This is a genomic window from Amycolatopsis sp. ATCC 39116 (assembly GCF_000231075.2).
GTDB classification, from domain to species: domain Bacteria; phylum Actinomycetota; class Actinomycetes; order Mycobacteriales; family Pseudonocardiaceae; genus Amycolatopsis_E; species Amycolatopsis_E tucumanensis.
Map to the genome: position 1 here is coordinate 306,884 of NZ_AFWY03000002.1, position 19,085 is coordinate 325,968.

Below are 19,085 nucleotides of genomic sequence, written 5' to 3' on the forward strand. Positions count from 1 at the left end.
CCCCGCCACCGCGGCCACCCACTCCCGCCACCGCAGCGAATCACTCCCGCCACCGCGGCCCCCACCCCCACCCACCCCCACCCCGAAATGTCTCGGCGACGAAACAATCCGGGCGCGGGAGCGATACCTACGGCAAGGGTGGAGCGGCGTCACGGAGGGTGAGAGGTGCCTGGTGCCCTGGTCGCCGCGTGGCTGGCGCTGGCGGGGGTGGTGACCGCGGCGTGGCCGCGCGTCGCGACGCTGCGCGCGAGCCGGGGCTGGATCCTGGTCCTCGCGCTCGTGTTCGCCCTGGTCCTGCAGCTCGTCGTGGCCACGGTGCCGGACGACGCGTTCGTCACGTTCCGCTACGCCCGCAACATGGCCGAGGGCTACGGCGCCGTCTACACGATCGGCGAGCGCACCCAGGGCCTGCCGAACTTCCTGTGGCTGGTGCTGGTCACGCTGCCCGGGGCGTTGTTCGGCGCGGACGTCGTCACCGGCGCGGTCGTGCTGGGCATCGCGTGCGCGCTCGGCTGCGTTGTCGTGGCGTACCTGCTGGCGAAGCGCTTCACGACCACCGCCGGGGTCCTCGCCGCGCTGCTCACCGCGGGGGCGAGCCTGTTCGCCTCGCACGGGCTGGCCGGCACCGAGACGCCGCTGTTCGTGCTGCTCGTGCTGGCCGGGTGCCTGGCCCTGGTCACCGGCCACCCGCTGGTCGCCGGAGTGCTCGCCGCGCTGGCCGTGATGACCCGCTCCGACGGCGTCGTGTTCGCGCTGCTCGGCGAGGTCTGGCTGCTGACGGCCGCGGTGCGGCGCCGGTCGAGCTGGTGGGGCCCCGCCGGCTACCTGCTGGGCGCGCTGGTGTTCCTCGTGCCGTGGTGGGCCTGGGAGGCGACCTACTACGGGCACGCCCGGAGCGGCTGGCCCGCGTCGTCCCACCTGCCGTACGGCTTCCTGCTGTGCGCACTGGTCGCGGTGGGCGCGGCCGCGGCGTCCGGCAGAACGAGCAACCGCCCGTCGCCGCGGCCCCGGCGGCGGCTGGCCGAGCGGCGTGTCGTGCCGGCGGTCGCGCTCGTGCTGTGCGCGGTCAGCGTGCCGGCCGCGTTCGCCGCCCAGCAGGTCGTGCACGTCGACCGCCAGCGGATGGCGCAGACCACCGAGATCGGTCACTGGCTGCGCGACCGCCTGCCGTCCGGGTCGAACATCGACACGTTCGGCAACGCCGCGCTGGCCTACCGCGCCGGCTCCCGCATGATGATCACCGGCGTCACCGGCTCCGCCCGCGACGACGAGTACGCGCCGGTCGCGCTGTTCGGCCTACCGGTGCTCGCCGCGCCGCTGGCCTGGTACTCACCGGCGCAGGACTGCGGGATCGCGGAGAAGTACGCGCAGCGCTACGAGGTCGCCACCTTCCAGCGCGCCGGGCTGGGCTGGCTGACGCTGTACCTGCGCGCGGACAGCGAGTCCCGCCTGCTGTCCCAGCTCTCCGGCGATGAGCGGCTGACGTACGTGCCCTGCCCCTAGAACCAGCGCTCGAGCACCTGCGCGACGCCGTCCTCGCTGTTCGGGCTCGTCACCTCGTCCGCGATCGCCAGCACCTCGGGGTGCGCGTTGGCCATCGCCACGCCGTGCCCGGCCCACTTGAGCATCTCCAGGTCGTTGGGCATGTCGCCGAACGCGATGATCCGCTCGACCGGCACGCCGAATCGCTCGGCAACCTCGGCCAGCCCAGTCGCCTTCGTGATGCCGTGCGCCGCGATCTCGATCAGCCCGCCGCTGGCGGAGAACGTGATGTCCACCGACTCGTCGAGCACCGCGCGCGCCGCCCGCGCCATCTCGTCCGACGTCATGTCCGGGTGGCTGACCAGCAGTTTCACCGCAGGCCGCCCGACGATCTCGGCCCGGGACACCGGCACGCCCTCGCCGTCGCCCCACGGGTTGTGGTAGCCGTGCTCGACCACCAGGTGCTCGACGTCGGGGTCGAGCGCGCGGCGGCCGACCCGTTCGGCGGCGAACCCGGCGCCCGGCAGCGCCTTCGTCAGCTCGTGCACGGCGTCGTTGAGCATCATCGGCTCCAGCGCGCCGTGCACCCCGACCACCTCGTCCTTGCCGATGTCGTACAGCACGGCGCCGTTCGCGCACACTGCGTAACCGGTCAGGCCGCCGGCCTGCGCCACCGACGGGATCCAGCGCGGCGGGCGGCCGGTGGCGAGCACGATCGGGATCCCCGCTTCCGTGGCGCGGCGCAGCACGGCGGCGGTGCGGGGGGACATCCGTTCCATCGGGTCGAGCAGGGTGCCGTCCACATCCGACGCGATCAGCAGGGGTTTCTCCACACCCCCATTGTCCCCTGGGGTCCGGGCCGACGGATTGTCGGTGCTGACCGATAGCGTGGGCCGGTGCGCGTTGGCATCGTGATTCTTCCCGAGGACCGGTGGTGGGCGGCCGAGCCGAAGTGGCGGGCCGCCGAGGAGTACGGCTTCGACCACGCCTGGACCTACGACCACCTCGGCTGGAGAACGCTGGTCGACGGCCCGTGGTTCGCCGCGGTCCCCACCCTGACCGCCGCGGCCATGGTGACCTCCACGATCCGGCTCGGCACGTTCGTCGCCTCGCCCAACTTCCGCCACCCGGTGCCGTTCACCCGCGAGCTGATCACCCTCGACGACGTGGCCGACGGTCGTCTCATCCTGGGCATCGGCGCGGGCGGCCTGGGCTACGACGCGGGCGTGCTGGGCGGCGAGGAGCTCACCCCGCGCCAGCGGTCGGACCGGTTCGCCGAGTTCGTCGAGGCGCTGGACGGCCTGCTCATCACCGACGGGTTCGACTACGAGGGCACCTATTACACGGCCCGCGGCGCCCGCAATCTGCCCGGTTGCGTGCAGCGGCCGCGAATTCCGTTCCTGATCGCCGCCAACGGGCCGCGCGCGATGAAAGTTGCCGCAACTTATGGTGGCGGCTGGGTGACCACCGGTCCCCGGGTGGAAACGCTCGACGAGTGGTGGCAGGGCGTCGCCGAGCTGTCCCGGCGCTTCGACCAGGTGCTGGCCGAGAACGACCGGGCGGGCGAAGACGTCCACCGGTACCTCAGCCTCGACTCGTCCCCGGTGTTTTCCCTGGTCAGCGCTCAGGCGTTCACCGACGCGGCCGGTCGCGCCGCCGAGCTCGGCTTCACCGACGTGGTCGTGCACTGGCCACGTTCGTCCGGCCCGTACGCCGGTCGCGAGGCCGTGCTCGAAGAAGTGGTGGCCGACGTGCTCCCGGGCCTGCGCGAAGCGCAATAGTGAATGTGGGTGCGATTGCCCTCAGTAGCGTCGGTACCCTCGCTTCCCGTGAGCGAGCACACGAGCAACACTGACGTCACCGACGCCGAATTCGCCGGGTACGACCTGGTCGTCGTCGGCTCCGGCTTCTTCGGGCTGACGGTCGCCGAGCGCGCGGCCAGCCAGCTCGGCAAGCGCGTGCTCGTGCTGGAACGGCGTTCCCACCTGGGGGGCAACGCCTACTCCGAGGCCGAGCCGGAGACCGGCATCGAGGTGCACCGCTACGGCGCGCACCTGTTCCACACGTCGAACAAGCGGGTCTGGGACTACGTCAACCAGTTCACCGAGTTCACGAACTACCAGCACCGCGTGTTCGGCAAGTACAAGGGGCAGGTCTACCCGCTGCCGATGAACCTGGCGCTGATCAACCAGTTCTTCGGCAAGTCGCACACGCCGGACGAGGCCCGCGCGCTGATCGCCGAGCAGGCCAGCGAGATCAACACGGCGGACGCGCAGAACTTCGAAGAGAAGGCCATCTCGCTCATCGGCCGCCCGCTGTACGAGGCGTTCTTCCGCGGCTACACCGCCAAGCAGTGGCAGACCGACCCGAAGGAGCTGCCCGCGGGCAACATCACCCGCCTGCCGGTGCGCTACACCTTCGACAACCGGTACTTCAACGACACCTACGAGGGCCTGCCGGTCGACGGCTACACCGCCTGGCTGGAGCGGATGGCCGACCACGAGCTCATCGAGGTCCGCCTGAACACCGACTACTTCGACGTCCGCGACCGCATCCCGGCAGGCACGCCGACCGTCTACACCGGCCCGCTGGACCTCTACTTCGGCTACTCCGAGGGCCGCCTCGGCTGGCGCACGCTCGACTTCGAGCAGGAGGTCGTCCCCACGGGTGATTACCAGGGCACGTCCGTCATGAACTACAACGACGAGGACGTCCCCTTCACGCGGATCCACGAGTTCCGCCACTTCCACCCGGAGCGCGACTACCCGAAGGACAAGACGGTCATCGTCCGCGAGTACTCGCGCTTCGCGAACGACGACGACGAGCCGTACTACCCGATCAACACCCCGGACGACCGGGCGAAGCTGGAGCGGTACCGGGAGCTGGCGAAGGCCGAGGCGCGCGAGCGCAACGTGCTCTTCGGCGGCCGCCTGGGCACCTACAAGTACCTGGACATGCACATGGCCATCGGTTCGGCGCTGTCGGTCTTCGACAACAAGATCGCCCCGCACCTGACCGAGGGCGCCCCCCTGGACGGGAGCATCGATGCTTGAGAAGAAGCCGGAGCGCGCCGCTGAGATCGAGGTGCTCTCCAAGGTCCAGGGCGCCCTGAAGCGCCCGGCCACCGTGAAGGCCGCCCGCGGCCTGTCCCACTTCGGTGAGCACGCGATCGGGTGGTTCGCCGCCGGTCTCGTCGGCGCCGCGGTGGACCGCAAGCGCCGCAAGGACTGGCTGGTCGCGGCCGCTGGCGTGGTCGGCGCGCACGGCGCGTCGATCGCCGTGAAGCGCGTGGTCCGGCGGCCCCGCCCGCAGGACCCGAGCGTCGAGGTCCTGGTGGGCACACCGAGCCGGTTGAGCTTCCCGTCCTCGCACGCCACGTCCACTACGGCGGCGGCGGTGCTCTACTCGGGATTGACCGGGCGTAACCTGGTTCCCGCGCTCGTCCCGCCGATGTTGGCGTCCCGGCTCGTGTTGGGGGTGCACTACCCGACCGATGTGCTCGCCGGCGCCGCGCTCGGCGGTGTGGTCGGAGGTCTGCTGCGCAGGAAAATCCGCAAAAAGGGGTAGGGAACCACCCGTGACCAAATCAGTGAACAACGCCGCGGAAGCCGAGATCGTGGACGAAACCAGCGAAACGGCCGAGGCGAAGACCGCGCAGTCGGCGGAGACGGCCGAGCCGGCCGAGCCGGCCGAGACGACGACCGAACCGGCTCCGGCGGCCAAGCGCGGCCCGGTGGGCATGGTCCTCGGCGTCGCCAAGACCGCGCGGCCGAAGCAGTGGGCGAAGAACGTCCTGGTCTTCGTCGCGCCGTTCACCGCGGCCCAGATCACCAACGGTTCGGTGCTGCTCGACGCGGTCATCGCGTTCGTGGCGTTCAGCCTGGTCGCGTCGTCGGTGTACCTGATCAACGACGCGGTCGACGTGGAGGCCGACAAGGCGCACCCGACCAAGCGGAACCGGCCGATCGCGGCCGGGATCGTGCCGGTGCCGGTCGCGTACGCGGCCGCGGTGCTGTTCTTCGGCGTCGGCCTGGGGCTGTCGTTCCTCGCGAGCCCGGAACTGGCCATCGTGCTGGGGGTCTACGAGGCGGTCCAGCTGGGCTACTGCTTCGGCCTCAAGCACCAGCCGGTGATCGACCTGGCGATCGTCGGGTCCGGCTTCCTGATGCGCTCGATCGCGGGTGGTGTCGCCGCCGGCATCGCGCTGTCGCAGTGGTTCCTGCTGGTCACGGCGTTCGGTTCGCTGTTCATGGTGGCGGGCAAGCGCTACGCCGAGATCATGCTCTTCGAGCGCACCGGGGCGAAGATCCGCTCGTCGCTGAAGAAGTACTCGGCCAGCTACCTGCGCTTCGTGTGGGCGACCGCGGCGGCGATCCTGATCATGTCGTACTCGCTGTGGGCGTTCGAGCTGCGTGAGGGCGCCGACCAGTCCGTGTGGCCGGTCATCTCGATGGTGCCGTTCGTGATCGCCGTGCTGCGCTACGCGGTCGACGTGGACGGCGGCACCGCGGGCGCGCCCGACGAGATCGTGCTCAAGGACCGGATCCTGCAGGTCCTCGGCGTGCTGTGGGTCGCCACCCTCGGGATCACCTTCTACCTGTGACGACCACCTTGGCCCGGCCCGGCGGCGGCACGTCGACCGAACCCGCGCCGCGCCCCGCGCTGACCCGCCTCGGACCCGGCCGCACGCTGGCCGAGCTCGTGCTGGGCACGGTCGCGGCGGTCGTGTTCAGCCTGGTCCTGCAGTTCGGCTCGAACAAGCTGGGCGTCGACCCGGGCACGTACGTGCCGGACGCGCTGGTCAACCTGGCCGTCGCGGTGATCGTCGTCGTGTTGTTCGGGTCGCTGGTCTACAGCGGCGCGGCCCGCTGGCCGCTGTGGGTGCGCCTCGGCGGCAGCTGGGCTGCGCTGACCGCGCTGTCCACCCTGCTGCTGGCGATCCCGCTGCAGGGCACCCGGTTCTTCCTCGGCGGCTCCAGCGTGGACAACACGTTCCGCCTGCAGTACCTGGAGCGCCTGACCGCCACGGCCGGGCTGGCGGATGTGAACTACCACGGGCTGGCCGCCTACTACCCGGGCGGCTGGTTCTGGCTGGGCGGCCGGTTCGCGAACCTGCTCGGGCTGGAGGGCTGGGCCGCCTACAAGCCGTACTCGATCACGTGGGCCGCGGTGTCCGGGGTGGTCGCGTTCGTGCTGTGGAGCCTGGTCGTGCGGCGCCGGATGGCGCTGCTGGCCTCGGTCGCCACGATCCTGGCCGGGTTCGTCGCCCTCGGGCCGGAGGAGCCGTACGCCTGGCCGACCACCGCGTGGCTGCCGCCGGTCATGCTGCTGGCCTGGCACGCGCTGCGCTCGCGTGAGCGGGTGCCGGCCTGGACGCTGCTGCTGATCGGCGTCTACCTGGGCTTCTCCGCGGTCACCTACACGCTGCACGTCGCGTACGGCGTGGCGGCCGTGGTGGTGCTGGCGCTGGTCGTGCTCGCGCTGGACGTCCGCGCGGGGCAGCAGCCGTGGCCCGTGGTGCGGCGGTTGCTGCTGCGCCTGGTGGTCATCGGCGTGGTCACGGCGGTGCTGGCCCTGATCACGTGGGGCCCGTTCATCCTGGCGGGCGGGCTGGGCAAGCCGAACGTCGCCGCGCACTTCCTGCCCGAGATCAGCGCCTACTTCCCGATGCCGTTCACCTCGGCGAGCGCGTTCGGCGTGCTGTGCCTGGCCGGTCTGGTGTGGCTGGTGCTGCGTGCCCGCCGCGACCCGGTCGCGCTGGTGATGCTGGTGCTGACCGCGCTGGTCTACGCCTGGTTCGCGGTGTCGAACCTCGCGCTGCTGGTCCGCACCACGCTGCTGTCGTTCCGGTTCATCGTGACCGTCGACGTGGTGCTCGCGGTGGCCGGCGTGTTCGCGCTCGTCGAGCTGGTGCGGGTGCTGCCGCGGCTGATCGGCCGGGTCCGCCCGGTGCGGACGGTCGCGTTCGCGCTGGCCGTGCTCGGCGCGGTGTCGGTGTCCCAGACGATCGTGGGCACGACCATGAAGGACTCGGTGGACACCGCCGAGTCCGACTACTACCCGGACGGCTGGACGGCGAGCTTCGGGCACGACCCCGAGCAGGACGGGTACTGGACGCCGCAGCTGATCAGCACGATCGCCGAGCTGACCGGTCGGCCGCCGACCGGCAACATCGTGTTCTCGGCGCACGACCGGCTGCTGTCGTTCGAGCCGTACTGGGGTTTCCAGCAGACCACGCCGCACTACGCGAACCCGCTGGCCGGGTACACGCAACGCAATGACGAGATCCGGTCCTGGGCGACCGCCCGGGACTCGGCCGACCTGCTCGCGCGGTTGCGGACGAACCCGCACGAGGCGCCCAACGTCTTCGTGCTGCGCCGCGGCGACGACGGGAAACTGCTGGCGCCGGTCGTGTCCGACACGTTCCCGCGTGCCGTGCCGATCCGCGTCGACGAGGTCGAATTCGCGCCGGAACTGTTCTCGGCGCCCGAGTTCGAGCGGCGCGACGTCGGGCCGTTCACGGTGATCGTGGACTCTTCGGCACCACCGATTAGCTGAATGTGTGAGTTTCTCGTAAACTGCTCCGCACACACCCGTTGATCGGAAACGCAGAGGGGGCTCCGGCGTGACCTACCCCCTGTACCGCACCGGCACGATCGCCGTCGTGGACGGCGTCGCGCACCCGGTTTCGTATGCGGCGGGCGACAACTACGTGCACTTCCCGCAGGTGCGGGACGCGAGACCGGCGCCGTTCCCGCGCCAGGAACTCGCCGGCCCGGTTCCGGTGGAGATGTGTGAACGCGTTTTCTCGGTGCAGGTCTACGCCACCTACCGGGACCACCGCGTGATGGTCGACGCGGCGTACGAGAACGGCACCGCACGCGTTCTGGATGCCGAATGGGACCACGAGTGGGCCACCATCAACGGTTTCGTCCAGGAGAACTCCTACGAGTACTACAAGACCGTCGACATGCGGGATCTGCGTGACTACGCGGAACGGCAGAACGACTTGTTGTTCACGCGGTGGCGGGCGGCGCGGTTCGCGCGGCCGGTCGAGGGCATCACGCCACACGGCGGCTGGCCCAACGGCCAGGCCGCGGTCGTCAGCGGCCGCCCGCGGTCCGGTGTGCTGGAGACCGAAGGCGGCCGGGTCGCCGAGGTGAGCACGCGCGCGGAGTACCTCGGTTCGTCGTGCGAGGTAGCGGGGATCACTTTGGACGGTTCGGTCGGAGTGCACTACCTGGGCAGCGATTTCGAGCGCGCCGAGGCGGACGGGTTCCGCCCTGGTCCGGACGGCCGCTGGTCCAAGACGGTGCACATCTTCGACCTGGCGCGCTACCACGAGGTCCACCGGGACCTGCTGTTCGACCAGTGGCGTGAGTCGAGGGATAGCCTGGCCCGATGAGGCAACCACGGAACCAGGCCCGGGCGTGTGCGTGAAGTGACACAGGTTCTGGACGTTTCAGACGAGGTCGACCGCACCGCTCGCCGGCCGCGCCGGTCGCTGCCCGGGAATCCGGAGTTCTGGCTCACCGGGGCGCTGGCCGCGCTGGTCGGCGTGGTGTTCGTGGCCAGTGGCATGGCGTGGAACCAGGGGAAGCTGATCGCGCCGCTCGACGACGTCTACATCCACCTGCAGTACGGGCGGCAGCTGGGACTGGGGCACTTCTTCCAGTTCAACACGGGCGACGACATCAGCGCCGGGGCGAGCAGCCTGTTGTACGCGCTGGTGCTGGGTGCGGCGTACCTGGTGGGGTTCCACGGCACGTTCTTCCTGGCCTTCGCGATGGGGTTCGGCATCCTGTGCTTCGCGCTGGCGACCGGGCTGGTCACGGTGCTGGGCACGAAGCTGGTGTCGCGTTCGGTCGGCGTGTGGTCGGGTGTCCTGGTCGGGTTGAGCGGGCCGCTGGCGTGGGGTTCGGCCAGTGGCATGGAGGTCGGCCTGGTCATGCTGCTGGTGGTCGCGACGCTGCTGGCGTTCGTGACCGAGCAGCCGTGGGCGCGGTTCCGGTGGACGCCGATCCTGGGCGGCCTGCTGGCGCTCGTGCGGACCGAGGGCCTGATCCTGGCGGTGACGCTCGCGTTCGCGGCGTTGTGGACGGTGTGGGCGCACCGGCACATGACGCGTCCACGGCGGACGGTGCTGCGGGCACTGTGGACACTGCTGCCGATCGCGGTCGGCGTGGCGCAACTGCTGTTCTACAAGATCGCGACGGGGACGGCGTCGGCGAACGGCATCCAGTCGAAGTCGTTCCTGCACGACCGGCCGGTGTTCTGGCTGAGCGAGTTCGCGGACCGCACGATGGCGAACGCGCGGGCGTTCGTGAGCATCTTCCTGGGTTTCGATGGGCAGGACTACGCGTTCCCGGGCGCGTTGCTGGTGTTCGCGGCGGGGATGGTCTACGTGTTCCTGACGCGGCCGACGTGGCGGCCGATGCTGTACGCGCTGGCGGCCGGGTTGCTGCTGATCCTGGTGTCGGTGTCCACTTTGAACACCGCGCTGGTGCACGAGCTGCGGTACGTGCAGCCGTTCATGCCGGTGTTCGTGCTGTTCGTGGTGATCGGCGTGTACGGGCTGAGCCGGATCGCGGCGCGGGAGCGGGCGCGGCGGATCTCGCTGCACGGCGCGCTGGTGGTGGTGCTGGTGTTGTCGCTGGCGACGCTGCCGAGCTGGTCGGTGCGGTTCGGCCGGGCGACGGCGGCCATTCGCGACACGGACGTGTCGGTGGCGCAGTGGGTGCGGGGGAACCTGCCGCCGGGTTCGGTGGTGGCGGTGAAGGACGTCGGCGCGGTCGCGTACTTCGGCGGGCACCGGGTGCTGGACCTGATCGGCCTGGGCACGAACGGTTTCGCGGCGCCGGCGAACAACGGCACGGGTTCGTTGTACGAGGCGTTGAAGCACCTGCCCGCGGCGGAGCGGCCGGAGTACTTCGCGGTGTACGACCCGTGGCCGGGGCCGTCGATGGAGCCGTTGAAGGACGTCGGGGTGTTGCGGACGCCGTCGGAGATGAGCTTCGAGGTGCAGGCCCAGCCGGATCTGGGTGGGCGGTTGATCGTCCCGTTCCGGTGGCTGAACGTGTACGAGGCGGATTGGTCGCTGGCGGGCAGCGGCGACTCGCAGGCGGTGCCCGGTGAGCTGCGGGACTACGTGAACGTGGGTGACCTGCGCAGCGAGGGGGAGCACGGGTACGAGCCGGTGCTGGCCCAGGTGGGCACGCAGCCGTGGACGTCGCTGGGCCGGGTGGGCGACGTGATCGACAGCGCGAGGCCGATCGTCGGCGGGGAGAGGTTCACGGCGCACAACCTGGTGCCCGGCCGCCCCCTGACGCTGACGTCCCGCACGGCGATGCACGGCACGGTCTTCGACATGCGGGTGCTGGTCAACGGCGTGGAGGCGGGCGTCTGGACGCGTGATTCCCAGCAGGGCACGTGGTCGACGTACAGCTTCACGGTGCCGGCCGAGCTCGTGACGGGGCCATCGGTGGAGGTCGAGATCCAGCAGCCGCGCCCGCTGCTGAACCCCTACCCGGACTACACCTCGTACGGCTACTGGCTGAGCCAGTAGACCGGGGTTCGCGCCTCTGCTGTGCGCGAACTTTGTTGCCGAACAAGATCGGCGGCTGGTGTGCTGGACGCATGAGTGACGAGAAGCCCGCACTGGTCCTGCACCTGGCCACCGGCGGTGAGCCGCTGCTGTTCGCGCTGCCGCCGGAGGACGTCGAAGAGCTGGAAAAGGAGCTGCACCTGCTGCTCGAGCACGGCTCGGTGCAGACGGTGAAGACCAAGGAGGGGGCAAAGGTGAGCGTGAACTTCAGCCAAGTGGCCGTCGCGTACATCGACGACCTGCAGCGGAAGAACAAGGTCTTCGGCCTGCGCTGACCCGCCCGCCGGCCCGGTGCGGCAGGGGAGTCCGCCACGGCCGCGCGAGCCGCCCAACGGCGTCACCACGTGGGTGCCGGTCATGCGGGCGCGAGCGGCCCAGTGGTGGCTGCACGGTTGGCCCAGTGGTGGCGGCACGAGTGGCCCAGTGGTGGCGGCACGGGTGGCCCAGGGGCGATGGCACGTGGAGACCGGTCGCGCCCGCATGAGTGGCCCAGCGGTGGCGACCCGGGCGGCTCAGCGGCCATGCCACGTGAGAACGGTTCGTGCCCGCGCGAGCGGCCCAGTGGTGGCGGCACGAGTGGCCCAGCGGCGATGGCACGTGGGAGCCCGTCCCGGTCACACGAGTGGCCCATTGGCGGCGCCCCAGGAGGCCACTCGCGCTCGCATGAGTGGCCCAGCCGTCGTCTACGAGGGGGCCGGCCGGGCACCCACGAGCGGCCCAGCGAAGGCGTGACGAAAGGGCCAGCCTCGCGTCCCCCGCGAGGAGCTCAACCGCGCGCTCATGAAAAGCCCAGGCACGCGTCGCGAGAGGTCCAGCCGCGCGCTCGCGACAAGCCCAACCGCGCGCTCGCGACAAGCCCAACCGCGCGCCCACGACAAGCCCAGCCACGCCCCACCAGCCAACCCCGCCCCGCCACCACCCCCCACCTCACAAACACCCCAAAAACAAAACCGGCCCTGCCGCAGAAGCAGCAGGGCCGGCCCAAAAGCCGAAAAACCTCAGAGCCGGTACAACCGCTTCCAGTTCTCGCGGCTCGTGAGCTGTGGCAGGGCGCGCTTGTACTGCGCCTGCACCGCGTGCCCCTCCTTGCGCAGCCGATTCAGGGTCTTCATCGCGCGCTTGCCCAGTTCGAACATGCGTTCCCGGTCGTACTTGCGCACCCGCACGCCCTCCTGGGACGCATCGGTCACCACGGCCGTGTCGAAGAGCGCCACGTGCCACCAGTGGGCCTCATCATTGGGCACGGCGCCCAGCGCGAACCGGGACCGGCCGCGCAGCCGGTCGAAGACCCGCTTCACCAGGATCAGCCGCTGCAGCGCGGGACGCGGCGCGGCGTTGATGATCCCGATGTCGTTGGACGCGATGCCGGGCACCTCGGTGGCGTCGTGACGCTTCGTCTCCGGGTACTGGGCCCGGATGGCTCGAATTTCCTGCATCGCGGCGACACCGCCGTCCTCCAGGATCGACGGGCCCTCCAGGAAGTCCTCGACCGCCTTGATCAGCGTGTGGGTCAACCCGTACTGCATCCCGAGCAGGTACCGCACGACCTGGGCCATCAGCGTCCGGCACACCACGTTCAGGTTGAAGTCACTGTGCAGCGCCGCGGTGATGATCGAGTTGCGCAGGTTGAAGTACCGGTGCCACTCGTCCCAGTCCTTCCAGTGGAAGTCCGCGTGCCAGACACCCGCGCCGGGCAGGGTGACCGTCGGGAAGCCGTGCGCCCGCGCCCGGTAGCTGTACTCGGCGTCGTCCCACTGGAAGAAGAACGGCATCGGGTACCCGATGGCCTTGACCACCTCGTAGGGGATCAGGCACGACCACCAGCCGTTGTAGCCGGCGTCGAGCCGCTTCTCCTGGCGGTTCGGCTCGCCGGTCTCCTCGTCCACGCCCAGCAGGTCGGCCGTGTGCAAGCTGTGCTCGACCGGCACCCCCGGCTCCAGCTTCTCCAGCCGCGCGTACTCGGCACCCACGTGCAGCTGGTGCGGGTGCAGCAGGTTCAGCATCTGCCCGCCGACGATGACCGGGTTCGCGGCCATGTTCGAAAACGCCGTCATCCGCACGACCAGGTCCGGCTCGAGCAGCACGTCGTCGTCCATGAACAGCACGTTCGCGTGCTCGGTCTCGGTGTGCCCGGCCACCTCGTACAGGCCGCGGGTGAAACCGCCGGCGCCACCGAGGTTCGGCTGGGTGATGTACTTCAGCTTGTCGCCGAGGTCGGCCGCCACCTGCGCGAACCCGTCGCGCGAGTCGACGCGGTCGGTGCCCTGGTCGGCGACGTAGATGGCGTCCAGGGTGTCCAGCGACTGGAGGTCACCGGCCAGCGCCTGCAGGTTCTTCAGGCAGTCGTCGGCGCGGTTCATCGTGCAGATGGTCACCGCGGTCGGCCGGATCTTCTCCGGCGGCTCGACGGTCCACCGCACCCGCTCCACGGTCAGTCGCTGCCCGGCCTGGGTCTCCAGGTCCAGCCACAGCGCGCCGCCGTCGTAGAACTTGTCGATCTTGACGTCGAACGCCACGACCGCCCCGTCGGCGCCCTCGACCTCGCGCGCCTCGATCGTGCGCGGCTCGCCCTCGACGTCGGACGCGCGCACCGCGAGCTGGCCCGCCCCGCTCACGACCGCCTCGACCCGGACCTGGCGCACCTTCGTCCAGCGCTGCCAGTAGCTGGCCGGGAACCGGCCGAAGTAGGTGTTGCCGGACACGCGCGCCGACGGCTCCAGCGTCACGCCGTCGCGGCCGCGGTTCACGACACCCTCGAGCACCTCGGAGTAGAGGTCCTTGGAAACGATGGGCGACGGCCCGGCGTACAGCCCGCGCTGCGCGGTCAGGCGGCCCTGCGGAACGTGTTCGGCGAACGTGGTCTGGTCCTGCATCGCCTGGGCTCCGTTGGTCTTCGCCTTCGCGGGGGCAGGCTGTCCCGCGGCAGTCTTGCCGGCCATCAGTTCTCAGTCCTCCAGGGGAATCCGACTAGCGCCAGCCAAGTTACACGGGTCACCTGTGAAGGAATCACGAGCCGGACTCCGGCGAAACATCGGTCACATCTTGTTCGCGGAAGACAACCCACTTGAGCATCACGAAGTTGATGGCGGTCGCGGTGCCCTGCGAGATCACCCACGCGACGGTCGGCTTGAACGCGAACTCGCCGAGCACGTGCAACATCAGCGCGTTCATGCCGACGGCCACGAAGAAAGTGACGCCGTACAGCAGGACGAAGCCGCCGATCTGACCCTTGCCGTCTTTGCGGCCGCCGGAGAACGTGAACTTCCGGTTAAGGAAAAAGGCGGTCGTGGTGCCGACGATGAAACTGATCGCGCGCGCCACCGTGTCCCACGGAGCGTAATCAAGTCCGATCGCTCGTAACACCGTGTAGGTACCGAGATCGAGCAACGCGCAAAATCCGCCGATCAGCGCGAATCGCACCAACTGGCCGAGCAGGCCCGGGCTCGCCTTCGCCGTCACTGCCTGCTCCTGCGGTTCCGTAGACACCACTGCACTACCTCGCCAGCGTGCGATTTCCAGGACCGGAAAAGTGTAGAAGCGCCTCGGTCAAAGCCGCCCCCCGGGGATGGTTACCCTGGTCCGGGTGAACACGACACCGCATACCGAGCGGCGGACACTCACCGGGTGGGGTCGCACCGCCCCGACCGTCGCAGACGTGCTGACCACGCCGGACGTGGAGACGATCGCCCGCGCGGTGGCGCAGGCCGGCGAGCGCGGCGTCATCGCCCGCGGGCTCGGCCGCTCCTACGGGGACCCGGCGCAGAACGCCGGTGGTCTCGTCATCGACATGACCGCCCTGAACACGATCCACTCGATCAACCCGGACACCGGAGAGGTCGACTTGGACGCCGGGGTGAGCCTCGACCAGCTGATGAAGACCGCGCTGCCGTACGGTCTGTGGGTCCCGGTGCTGCCCGGAACGCGCCAGGTGACCATCGGTGGCGCGATCGCCAACGACATCCACGGCAAGAACCACCACAGCGCGGGCAGCTTCGGCAACCACGTGCTGTCGATGGACCTGGTGACCGCGGACGGCCAGATCCGCACGCTGACCCCGGAGGGCCCCGAGTCGGAGCTGTTCTGGGCGACGGTCGCGGGCATCGGCCTCACCGGCATCATCGTGCGCGCGAAGATCCGCATGAAGAAGACCGAGAGCGCCTACTTCATCGTGGACGCGGACCGCACGTCGAGCCTGGACGAGACCCTGGAGCTGTTCAGCAACGGGTCCGACCTGAACTACGACTACTCGATGTCGGTGCCGGACCTCATCAACTCCGACAGCCGCCTCGGCCGGGCCACGTTCTCCCGCGGCTCGCTGGCCAAGCTGGACCAGTTGCCGCCGAAGCTGCAGGCCGATCCGCTGAAGTTCGACGCGCCGCAGCTGATGACGCTGCCCGACGTGTTCCCCAACGGCCTCGGCAACAAGCTGACGTTCGGGATGCTGAACAACATCTGGCAGCGCACGGTGCCGAAGAAGGGCGCGCGCGGCAAGATCCAGAACCTGACGCAGTTCTACCACCCGCTGGACATGCTCAGCGAGTGGAACCGCGCCTACGGTTCCAAGGGTTTCCTGCAGTACCAGTTCTCCGTGCCGTTCGGCCGGGAGGACGCGCTGAAGGACCTGTGCCGCAAGATCGCGACGTCGGGCCACTACTCGTTCCTGAACGTGTTCAAGCGGATGGGCGAGGGCAACCGCGCGCCGCTGTCCTGGCCGTCGCCGGGCTGGATGCTGTCCGTGGACTTCCCGATCAAGGACGGCCTCGGCCGCTTCTGCACCGAACTCGACGAAGACGTCCTGGCGGCCGGTGGGCGGCTGTACACCGCGAAGGACTCGCGCACCACGCCGGAGACCTTCGCGAAGATGTACCCCCGGCTGGAGGAGTGGCGCAAGATCCGCCAGTCGGTCGACCCCGAGGGCGTGTTCGCGTCCGACATGAGCCGGAGGCTTGAACTGTGATCGACGCTGTTGGCAACCCCCAGTCCCTGCTGCTGCTCGGCGGCACGTCGGACATCGCGCTGGCCATCGCGCAGAAGTACCTCGCGGACGCGCCCGAACTGCGCGTCGTGCTGGCGGCGCGGGCGTCCGAGCGCCGCAAGCTGGCCGCGGAGAAGCTGCGCGCGGCAGGCGCCTCGGTGTCCGAAGTGGACTTCGACGCGAAGGACACGGCGTCCCACCCCGCGGTGCTGGACCAGGCGTTCGCGCAGGGTGACATCGACGTGGCCGTGGTGGCGTTCGGCCTGCTCGGCGACAACGAGGAGGCGTGGCAGAACCACGCCACCGCGGTCGAGCTGGCCACGGTGAACTACACCGCGGCGGTGTCGGTCGGCGTGGCGCTGGCGGACAAGCTCAAGAAGCAGGGCCACGGCTCGGTGATCGCGCTGTCCTCTGTGGCCGGTGAGCGCGTGCGGCGGTCGAACTTCGTGTACGGCTCGACCAAGGCCGGCTTCGACGGGTTCTACCTGGGCCTGGGCGAGGCGCTGGCGCCGTCCGGCGTCAAGGTGACGGTCGTGCGGCCGGGCCAGGTCAAGACGAAGATGACCGAGGGCCTTGGCAAGGCGCCGCTGGAGCAGACCGCCGAGCAGGTCGCCGAAATCGCCGTCGACGCGGCGCGCAAGGGCAAGGACCTGGTGTGGGCGCCCGGCGCGTTCCGCGCGGTGATGTCGGTGCTGCGCCACGTGCCGCGACCGATCTTCCGCAAGCTGCCGATCTGATCGGTTCCACGCGAAAGGCCCCGGGCGCTGTCCGGGGCCTCTCACGTTCAGCAGGTCGGAAGCCGCTCAGTCCGGCGGCTCCAGCAACACGAGCGGGATCCGGCGGTCGGTCTTCCGCTCCCACTCGAGGTACGTCGGCCAGACCGCGACGCCGTACTCCCACCACTCGCGCCGCTCCTCGCCGTCGAGCTCGCGGGCGACGTAGGTCTTCTTGACCGGGCCGTCCTGCAACTCCACCACCGGATGCGCACGGATGTTGCTGAACCAGCCCGGATTCGCGCGGCCGCCGCCGTTGGACGCCACCGCGAGGTACTTCCCGTCCTTCTCGATCCGCATGATCGGCGACTTGCGGATCTTGCCGGTCTTGGCGCCGACGGTCGTGATCACGATGATCGCGCCGCCGCCGGGCTCGTTCAGGTTGGCTTCGCCGTTGGACGCCTCGAACCTCTCCACGGCTTCGCGGACCCAGTCAGTGGGGCTCGGTGCGTACTCTCCCCCGGAGGGATCACTCATGTCCAGCACAAGGCGGTCGGCGGCCGTGCTATTCCTGCCACCGACGCTCAATAGCGGAAGAAGCGCTCCCGCTGCCCCTGGCGCACCAGCTTGAGCCACTGCACGAACGCGCCCGGGTCGCGCTTCACGCCCACGAAGTACAGGCCGAACCGCAGGATCTCCAGCGCGCCGATCTTGCGCATCCCCGGCTGGGACAGCAGGTAGCCGCGGTTGCGGTAGGTGTAGTAGCGCTTGACCTCGTTCTCCGGGTCCTGCGCGTGGAACCGCCCGCCGAGCATCGGCTTGAACTCGTCCGAGCCGTCCGGGTGCAGGTAGGACACGCGCAGCGACGTGCCGAACGGCAGTCCGGAACGGACCAGCCGCCGGTGCACCTCGACCTCGTCGCCGCGCACGAACAGCCGCAGGTCCGGCACCCCGACCACGTCCAGGGTGGACGACCGGAACAACGCGCCGTTGAACAGCGACGCGATGCCGGGCAGGAAGTCGGTGCCCAGCTCCGCCGAGGACCGCTTCCACGTCAGGCCCCGGCGCAGCGGGAACGCCAGCTTCTCCGGCGCGTTGATGTTGGTGACCATCGGCGAGATCTCGGCCAGGCCGCGCTTCTCGGCCTCCTCCAGCAGCACCGCCAGCACCGTCTCGTCGGCGGGGCGGCCGTCGTCATCGGCCAGCCACACCCAGTCCGCGCCCAGCGCGAGCGCGTGCAGGATCCCGAGCGCGAACCCGCCGGCGCCGCCCAGGTTGTGGTGCGACGGCAGGTACGTGTACTGCCCGGGGAACGACTCCACGACGTCCCGCGCCGGCTGGTCCGGACCGTTGTCCACGACCACCAGGTGGTCCACCGGCCGGATCTGCGCGGCGATGATCTTCAGCGAGTCCGCGAGCAGCTCACGGCGGTGCCGCGTGACGACCACCGCCGCCACACCGCCCGGTCGCATCGGAGCCTGCTCCGGACCGCTCATGTCACTCCCCGCCCTGTACCGCCGGCGCGGCGTCGATCCGCTGCGCGGCTTCCGCGCTGATGTTCTCGAACGGGTCCCGGCCCTTGTACGCGGTGAGCACCTCGCGCAGGCCGCCCCGCATCTTCATCCGGCCCTCGTCCATCCAGATGGCCGTCGTGCACAGCTCCAAGAGTAGGTCGTCGGCGTGCGAGGCGAAGACCAACATGCCGGAGCGGTTCACCAGATCCACGAGTCGGTCCCGCGCCTTGTTGAGGAACGCCGCGTCGACCGCGCCGATGCCCTCGTCCAGGATCAGGATCTCCGGGTCGATGGTGGTGACCACGCCCAGCGCGAGCCGCACCCGCATACCGGTCGAGTAGGTGCGCAGCGGCATCTGCAGGTAGTCGCCGAGCTCGGTGAACTCCGCGATGTCGTCGACCCGCTTCTCCATCTGCTTGCGCGTCATGCCGAGGAACAGGCCGCGGATCATGATGTTCTCGTAACCGGAGATCTCCGGGTCCATGCCGACGCCGAGGTCGAACACCGGCGCGACCTTGCCCTGCACGCGGGCCAGGCCGCGGGTGGGCTCGTAGATGCCGGACAGCAGCCGCAGCAGGGTCGACTTGCCCGCCCCGTTGTGGCCGACCAGCCCGACCCGGTCACCCTCGCGCAGCGACAGGGTGATGTCCTGCAGCGCCTCGATGATCGGCACCTTCGACTCGGTGCCGATCTTGCCGCCGACCTTGCCGAGGACCTTCTTCTTCAGCGACCGCGTCTTGGCGTCGAAGATCGGGAAGTCGACGTACGCGTTCTGCACATCAATGCTGACCATTGGT

At 69.8% G+C, this 19,085-nt stretch carries 17 protein-coding genes; 11 read left to right on the forward strand and 6 right to left on the reverse strand.

Features of this window, described 5'->3' with window-relative positions; genetic code table 11:
• Nucleotides 1–165: 165 nt before the first annotated feature.
• Nucleotides 166–1,503, forward strand: a complete 1,338-nt coding sequence (locus AMY39116_RS0304145) for a glycosyltransferase family 39 protein (protein WP_020416446.1) — start codon at nucleotides 166–168, stop codon at nucleotides 1,501–1,503.
• Here AMY39116_RS0304145 and AMY39116_RS0304150 read toward each other — a convergent pair.
• Nucleotides 1,500–2,315: an HAD family hydrolase gene (locus tag AMY39116_RS0304150; protein WP_020416447.1), complete on the reverse strand. Its 816-nt coding sequence runs from the start codon at nucleotides 2,313–2,315 to the stop codon at nucleotides 1,500–1,502. The two genes, AMY39116_RS0304145 and AMY39116_RS0304150, sit on opposite strands and share 4 nt — an antisense overlap.
• Nucleotides 2,316–2,378: 63 nt before the next feature.
• Here AMY39116_RS0304150 and AMY39116_RS0304155 point away from each other — a divergent pair, with 63 nt between their 5' ends.
• The 8 genes from AMY39116_RS0304155 to AMY39116_RS0304190 all read left to right on the forward strand — a co-directional run bounded on the left by AMY39116_RS0304155 (nucleotide 2,379) and on the right by AMY39116_RS0304190 (nucleotide 11,361).
• On the forward strand, nucleotides 2,379–3,263 hold the full coding sequence (locus tag AMY39116_RS0304155) for an LLM class flavin-dependent oxidoreductase (protein WP_020416448.1): 885 nt from the start codon (nucleotides 2,379–2,381) through the stop codon (nucleotides 3,261–3,263).
• A 3-nt stretch (nucleotides 3,264–3,266) separates the two neighbouring features.
• Nucleotides 3,267–4,535 (forward strand): UDP-galactopyranose mutase, encoded by a 1,269-nt coding sequence (gene glf / locus AMY39116_RS0304160; RefSeq protein WP_051123475.1) that lies wholly within the window; start codon nucleotides 3,267–3,269, stop codon nucleotides 4,533–4,535.
• On the forward strand, nucleotides 4,528–5,049 hold the full coding sequence (locus AMY39116_RS0304165) for a phosphatase PAP2 family protein (protein WP_017986196.1): 522 nt from the start codon (nucleotides 4,528–4,530) through the stop codon (nucleotides 5,047–5,049). The genes glf and AMY39116_RS0304165 overlap by 8 nt, the downstream gene beginning before the upstream one ends.
• Nucleotides 5,050–5,095: 46 nt before the next feature.
• Complete coding sequence (locus AMY39116_RS0304170) at nucleotides 5,096–6,085, forward strand: decaprenyl-phosphate phosphoribosyltransferase (protein ID WP_369794294.1); 990 nt, start codon at nucleotides 5,096–5,098, stop codon at nucleotides 6,083–6,085.
• Nucleotides 6,082–8,040 (forward strand): arabinofuranosyltransferase, encoded by a 1,959-nt coding sequence (locus AMY39116_RS0304175; RefSeq protein ID WP_020416451.1) that lies wholly within the window; start codon nucleotides 6,082–6,084, stop codon nucleotides 8,038–8,040. The genes AMY39116_RS0304170 and AMY39116_RS0304175 overlap by 4 nt, the downstream gene beginning before the upstream one ends.
• A gap of 67 nt (nucleotides 8,041–8,107) precedes the next feature.
• Nucleotides 8,108–8,887, forward strand: a complete 780-nt coding sequence (locus AMY39116_RS0304180) for a hypothetical protein (protein WP_020416452.1) — start codon at nucleotides 8,108–8,110, stop codon at nucleotides 8,885–8,887.
• A gap of 36 nt (nucleotides 8,888–8,923) precedes the next feature.
• The gene (locus tag AMY39116_RS0304185; protein ID WP_020416453.1) at nucleotides 8,924–11,047 is read left to right on the forward strand and encodes a hypothetical protein; all 2,124 of its coding nucleotides are present in this window, start codon (nucleotides 8,924–8,926) and stop codon (nucleotides 11,045–11,047) included.
• A gap of 71 nt (nucleotides 11,048–11,118) precedes the next feature.
• The gene (locus tag AMY39116_RS0304190; RefSeq protein WP_020416454.1) at nucleotides 11,119–11,361 is read left to right on the forward strand and encodes a hypothetical protein; all 243 of its coding nucleotides are present in this window, start codon (nucleotides 11,119–11,121) and stop codon (nucleotides 11,359–11,361) included.
• A 723-nt stretch (nucleotides 11,362–12,084) separates the two neighbouring features.
• Here the strand turns inward: AMY39116_RS0304190 and AMY39116_RS0304195 are convergent.
• Entirely contained in the window at nucleotides 12,085–14,025 is a 1,941-nt protein-coding gene (locus AMY39116_RS0304195; RefSeq protein WP_027935618.1) for a glycosyltransferase, read from the reverse strand.
• 67 nt (nucleotides 14,026–14,092) lie between these two features.
• Nucleotides 14,093–14,575, reverse strand: a complete 483-nt coding sequence (locus AMY39116_RS0304200; RefSeq protein WP_027935619.1) for a GtrA family protein — start codon at nucleotides 14,573–14,575, stop codon at nucleotides 14,093–14,095.
• 76 nt (nucleotides 14,576–14,651) lie between these two features.
• Here AMY39116_RS0304200 and AMY39116_RS0304205 point away from each other — a divergent pair, with 76 nt between their 5' ends.
• Nucleotides 14,652–16,043, forward strand: a complete 1,392-nt coding sequence (locus AMY39116_RS0304205; RefSeq protein WP_051123476.1) for an FAD-binding oxidoreductase — start codon at nucleotides 14,652–14,654, stop codon at nucleotides 16,041–16,043.
• Entirely contained in the window at nucleotides 16,040–16,798 is a 759-nt protein-coding gene (locus tag AMY39116_RS0304210) for a decaprenylphospho-beta-D-erythro-pentofuranosid-2-ulose 2-reductase (protein WP_020416458.1), read from the forward strand. Before AMY39116_RS0304205 ends, AMY39116_RS0304210 begins: the two co-directional genes overlap by 4 nt.
• A 66-nt stretch (nucleotides 16,799–16,864) precedes the next feature.
• Here AMY39116_RS0304210 and AMY39116_RS0304215 read toward each other — a convergent pair whose 3' ends face one another.
• The 3 genes from AMY39116_RS0304215 to AMY39116_RS0304225 are packed head-to-tail and all read right to left on the reverse strand — an operon-like array spanning nucleotide 16,865 to nucleotide 19,081.
• Complete coding sequence (locus AMY39116_RS0304215; RefSeq protein ID WP_084506013.1) at nucleotides 16,865–17,311, reverse strand: nitroreductase family deazaflavin-dependent oxidoreductase; 447 nt, start codon at nucleotides 17,309–17,311, stop codon at nucleotides 16,865–16,867.
• 47 nt (nucleotides 17,312–17,358) lie between these two features.
• The gene (locus tag AMY39116_RS0304220) at nucleotides 17,359–18,246 is read right to left on the reverse strand and encodes a glycosyltransferase (RefSeq protein WP_162146024.1); all 888 of its coding nucleotides are present in this window, start codon (nucleotides 18,244–18,246) and stop codon (nucleotides 17,359–17,361) included.
• A 25-nt stretch (nucleotides 18,247–18,271) separates the two neighbouring features.
• The gene (locus tag AMY39116_RS0304225) at nucleotides 18,272–19,081 is read right to left on the reverse strand and encodes an ABC transporter ATP-binding protein (RefSeq protein WP_017986208.1); all 810 of its coding nucleotides are present in this window, start codon (nucleotides 19,079–19,081) and stop codon (nucleotides 18,272–18,274) included.
• Between the last annotated feature and the right edge of the window lie 4 nt (nucleotides 19,082–19,085).

What these genes read in the sequence shown, in the direction of transcription:
- glf (WP_051123475.1), top strand. Translation starts at nt 3,267, where the DNA reads ATGTGGGTGCGATTGCCCTCAGTAGCGTCGGTACCCTCGCTTCCCGTG.
- AMY39116_RS0304165 (WP_017986196.1), top strand. Translation starts at nt 4,528, where the DNA reads ATGCTTGAGAAGAAGCCGGAGCGCGCCGCTGAGATCGAGGTGCTCTCC.
- AMY39116_RS0304190 (WP_020416454.1), top strand. Translation starts at nt 11,119, where the DNA reads ATGAGTGACGAGAAGCCCGCACTGGTCCTGCACCTGGCCACCGGCGGT.
- AMY39116_RS0304195 (WP_027935618.1), bottom strand. Translation starts at nt 14,025, where the DNA reads ATGGCCGGCAAGACTGCCGCGGGACAGCCTGCCCCCGCGAAGGCGAAG.
- AMY39116_RS0304205 (WP_051123476.1), top strand. Translation starts at nt 14,652, where the DNA reads ATGGTTACCCTGGTCCGGGTGAACACGACACCGCATACCGAGCGGCGG.
- AMY39116_RS0304215 (WP_084506013.1), bottom strand. Translation starts at nt 17,311, where the DNA reads ATGAGTGATCCCTCCGGGGGAGAGTACGCACCGAGCCCCACTGACTGG.
- AMY39116_RS0304220 (WP_162146024.1), bottom strand. Translation starts at nt 18,246, where the DNA reads ATGCGACCGGGCGGTGTGGCGGCGGTGGTCGTCACGCGGCACCGCCGT.
- AMY39116_RS0304225 (WP_017986208.1), bottom strand. Translation starts at nt 19,081, where the DNA reads ATGGTCAGCATTGATGTGCAGAACGCGTACGTCGACTTCCCGATCTTC.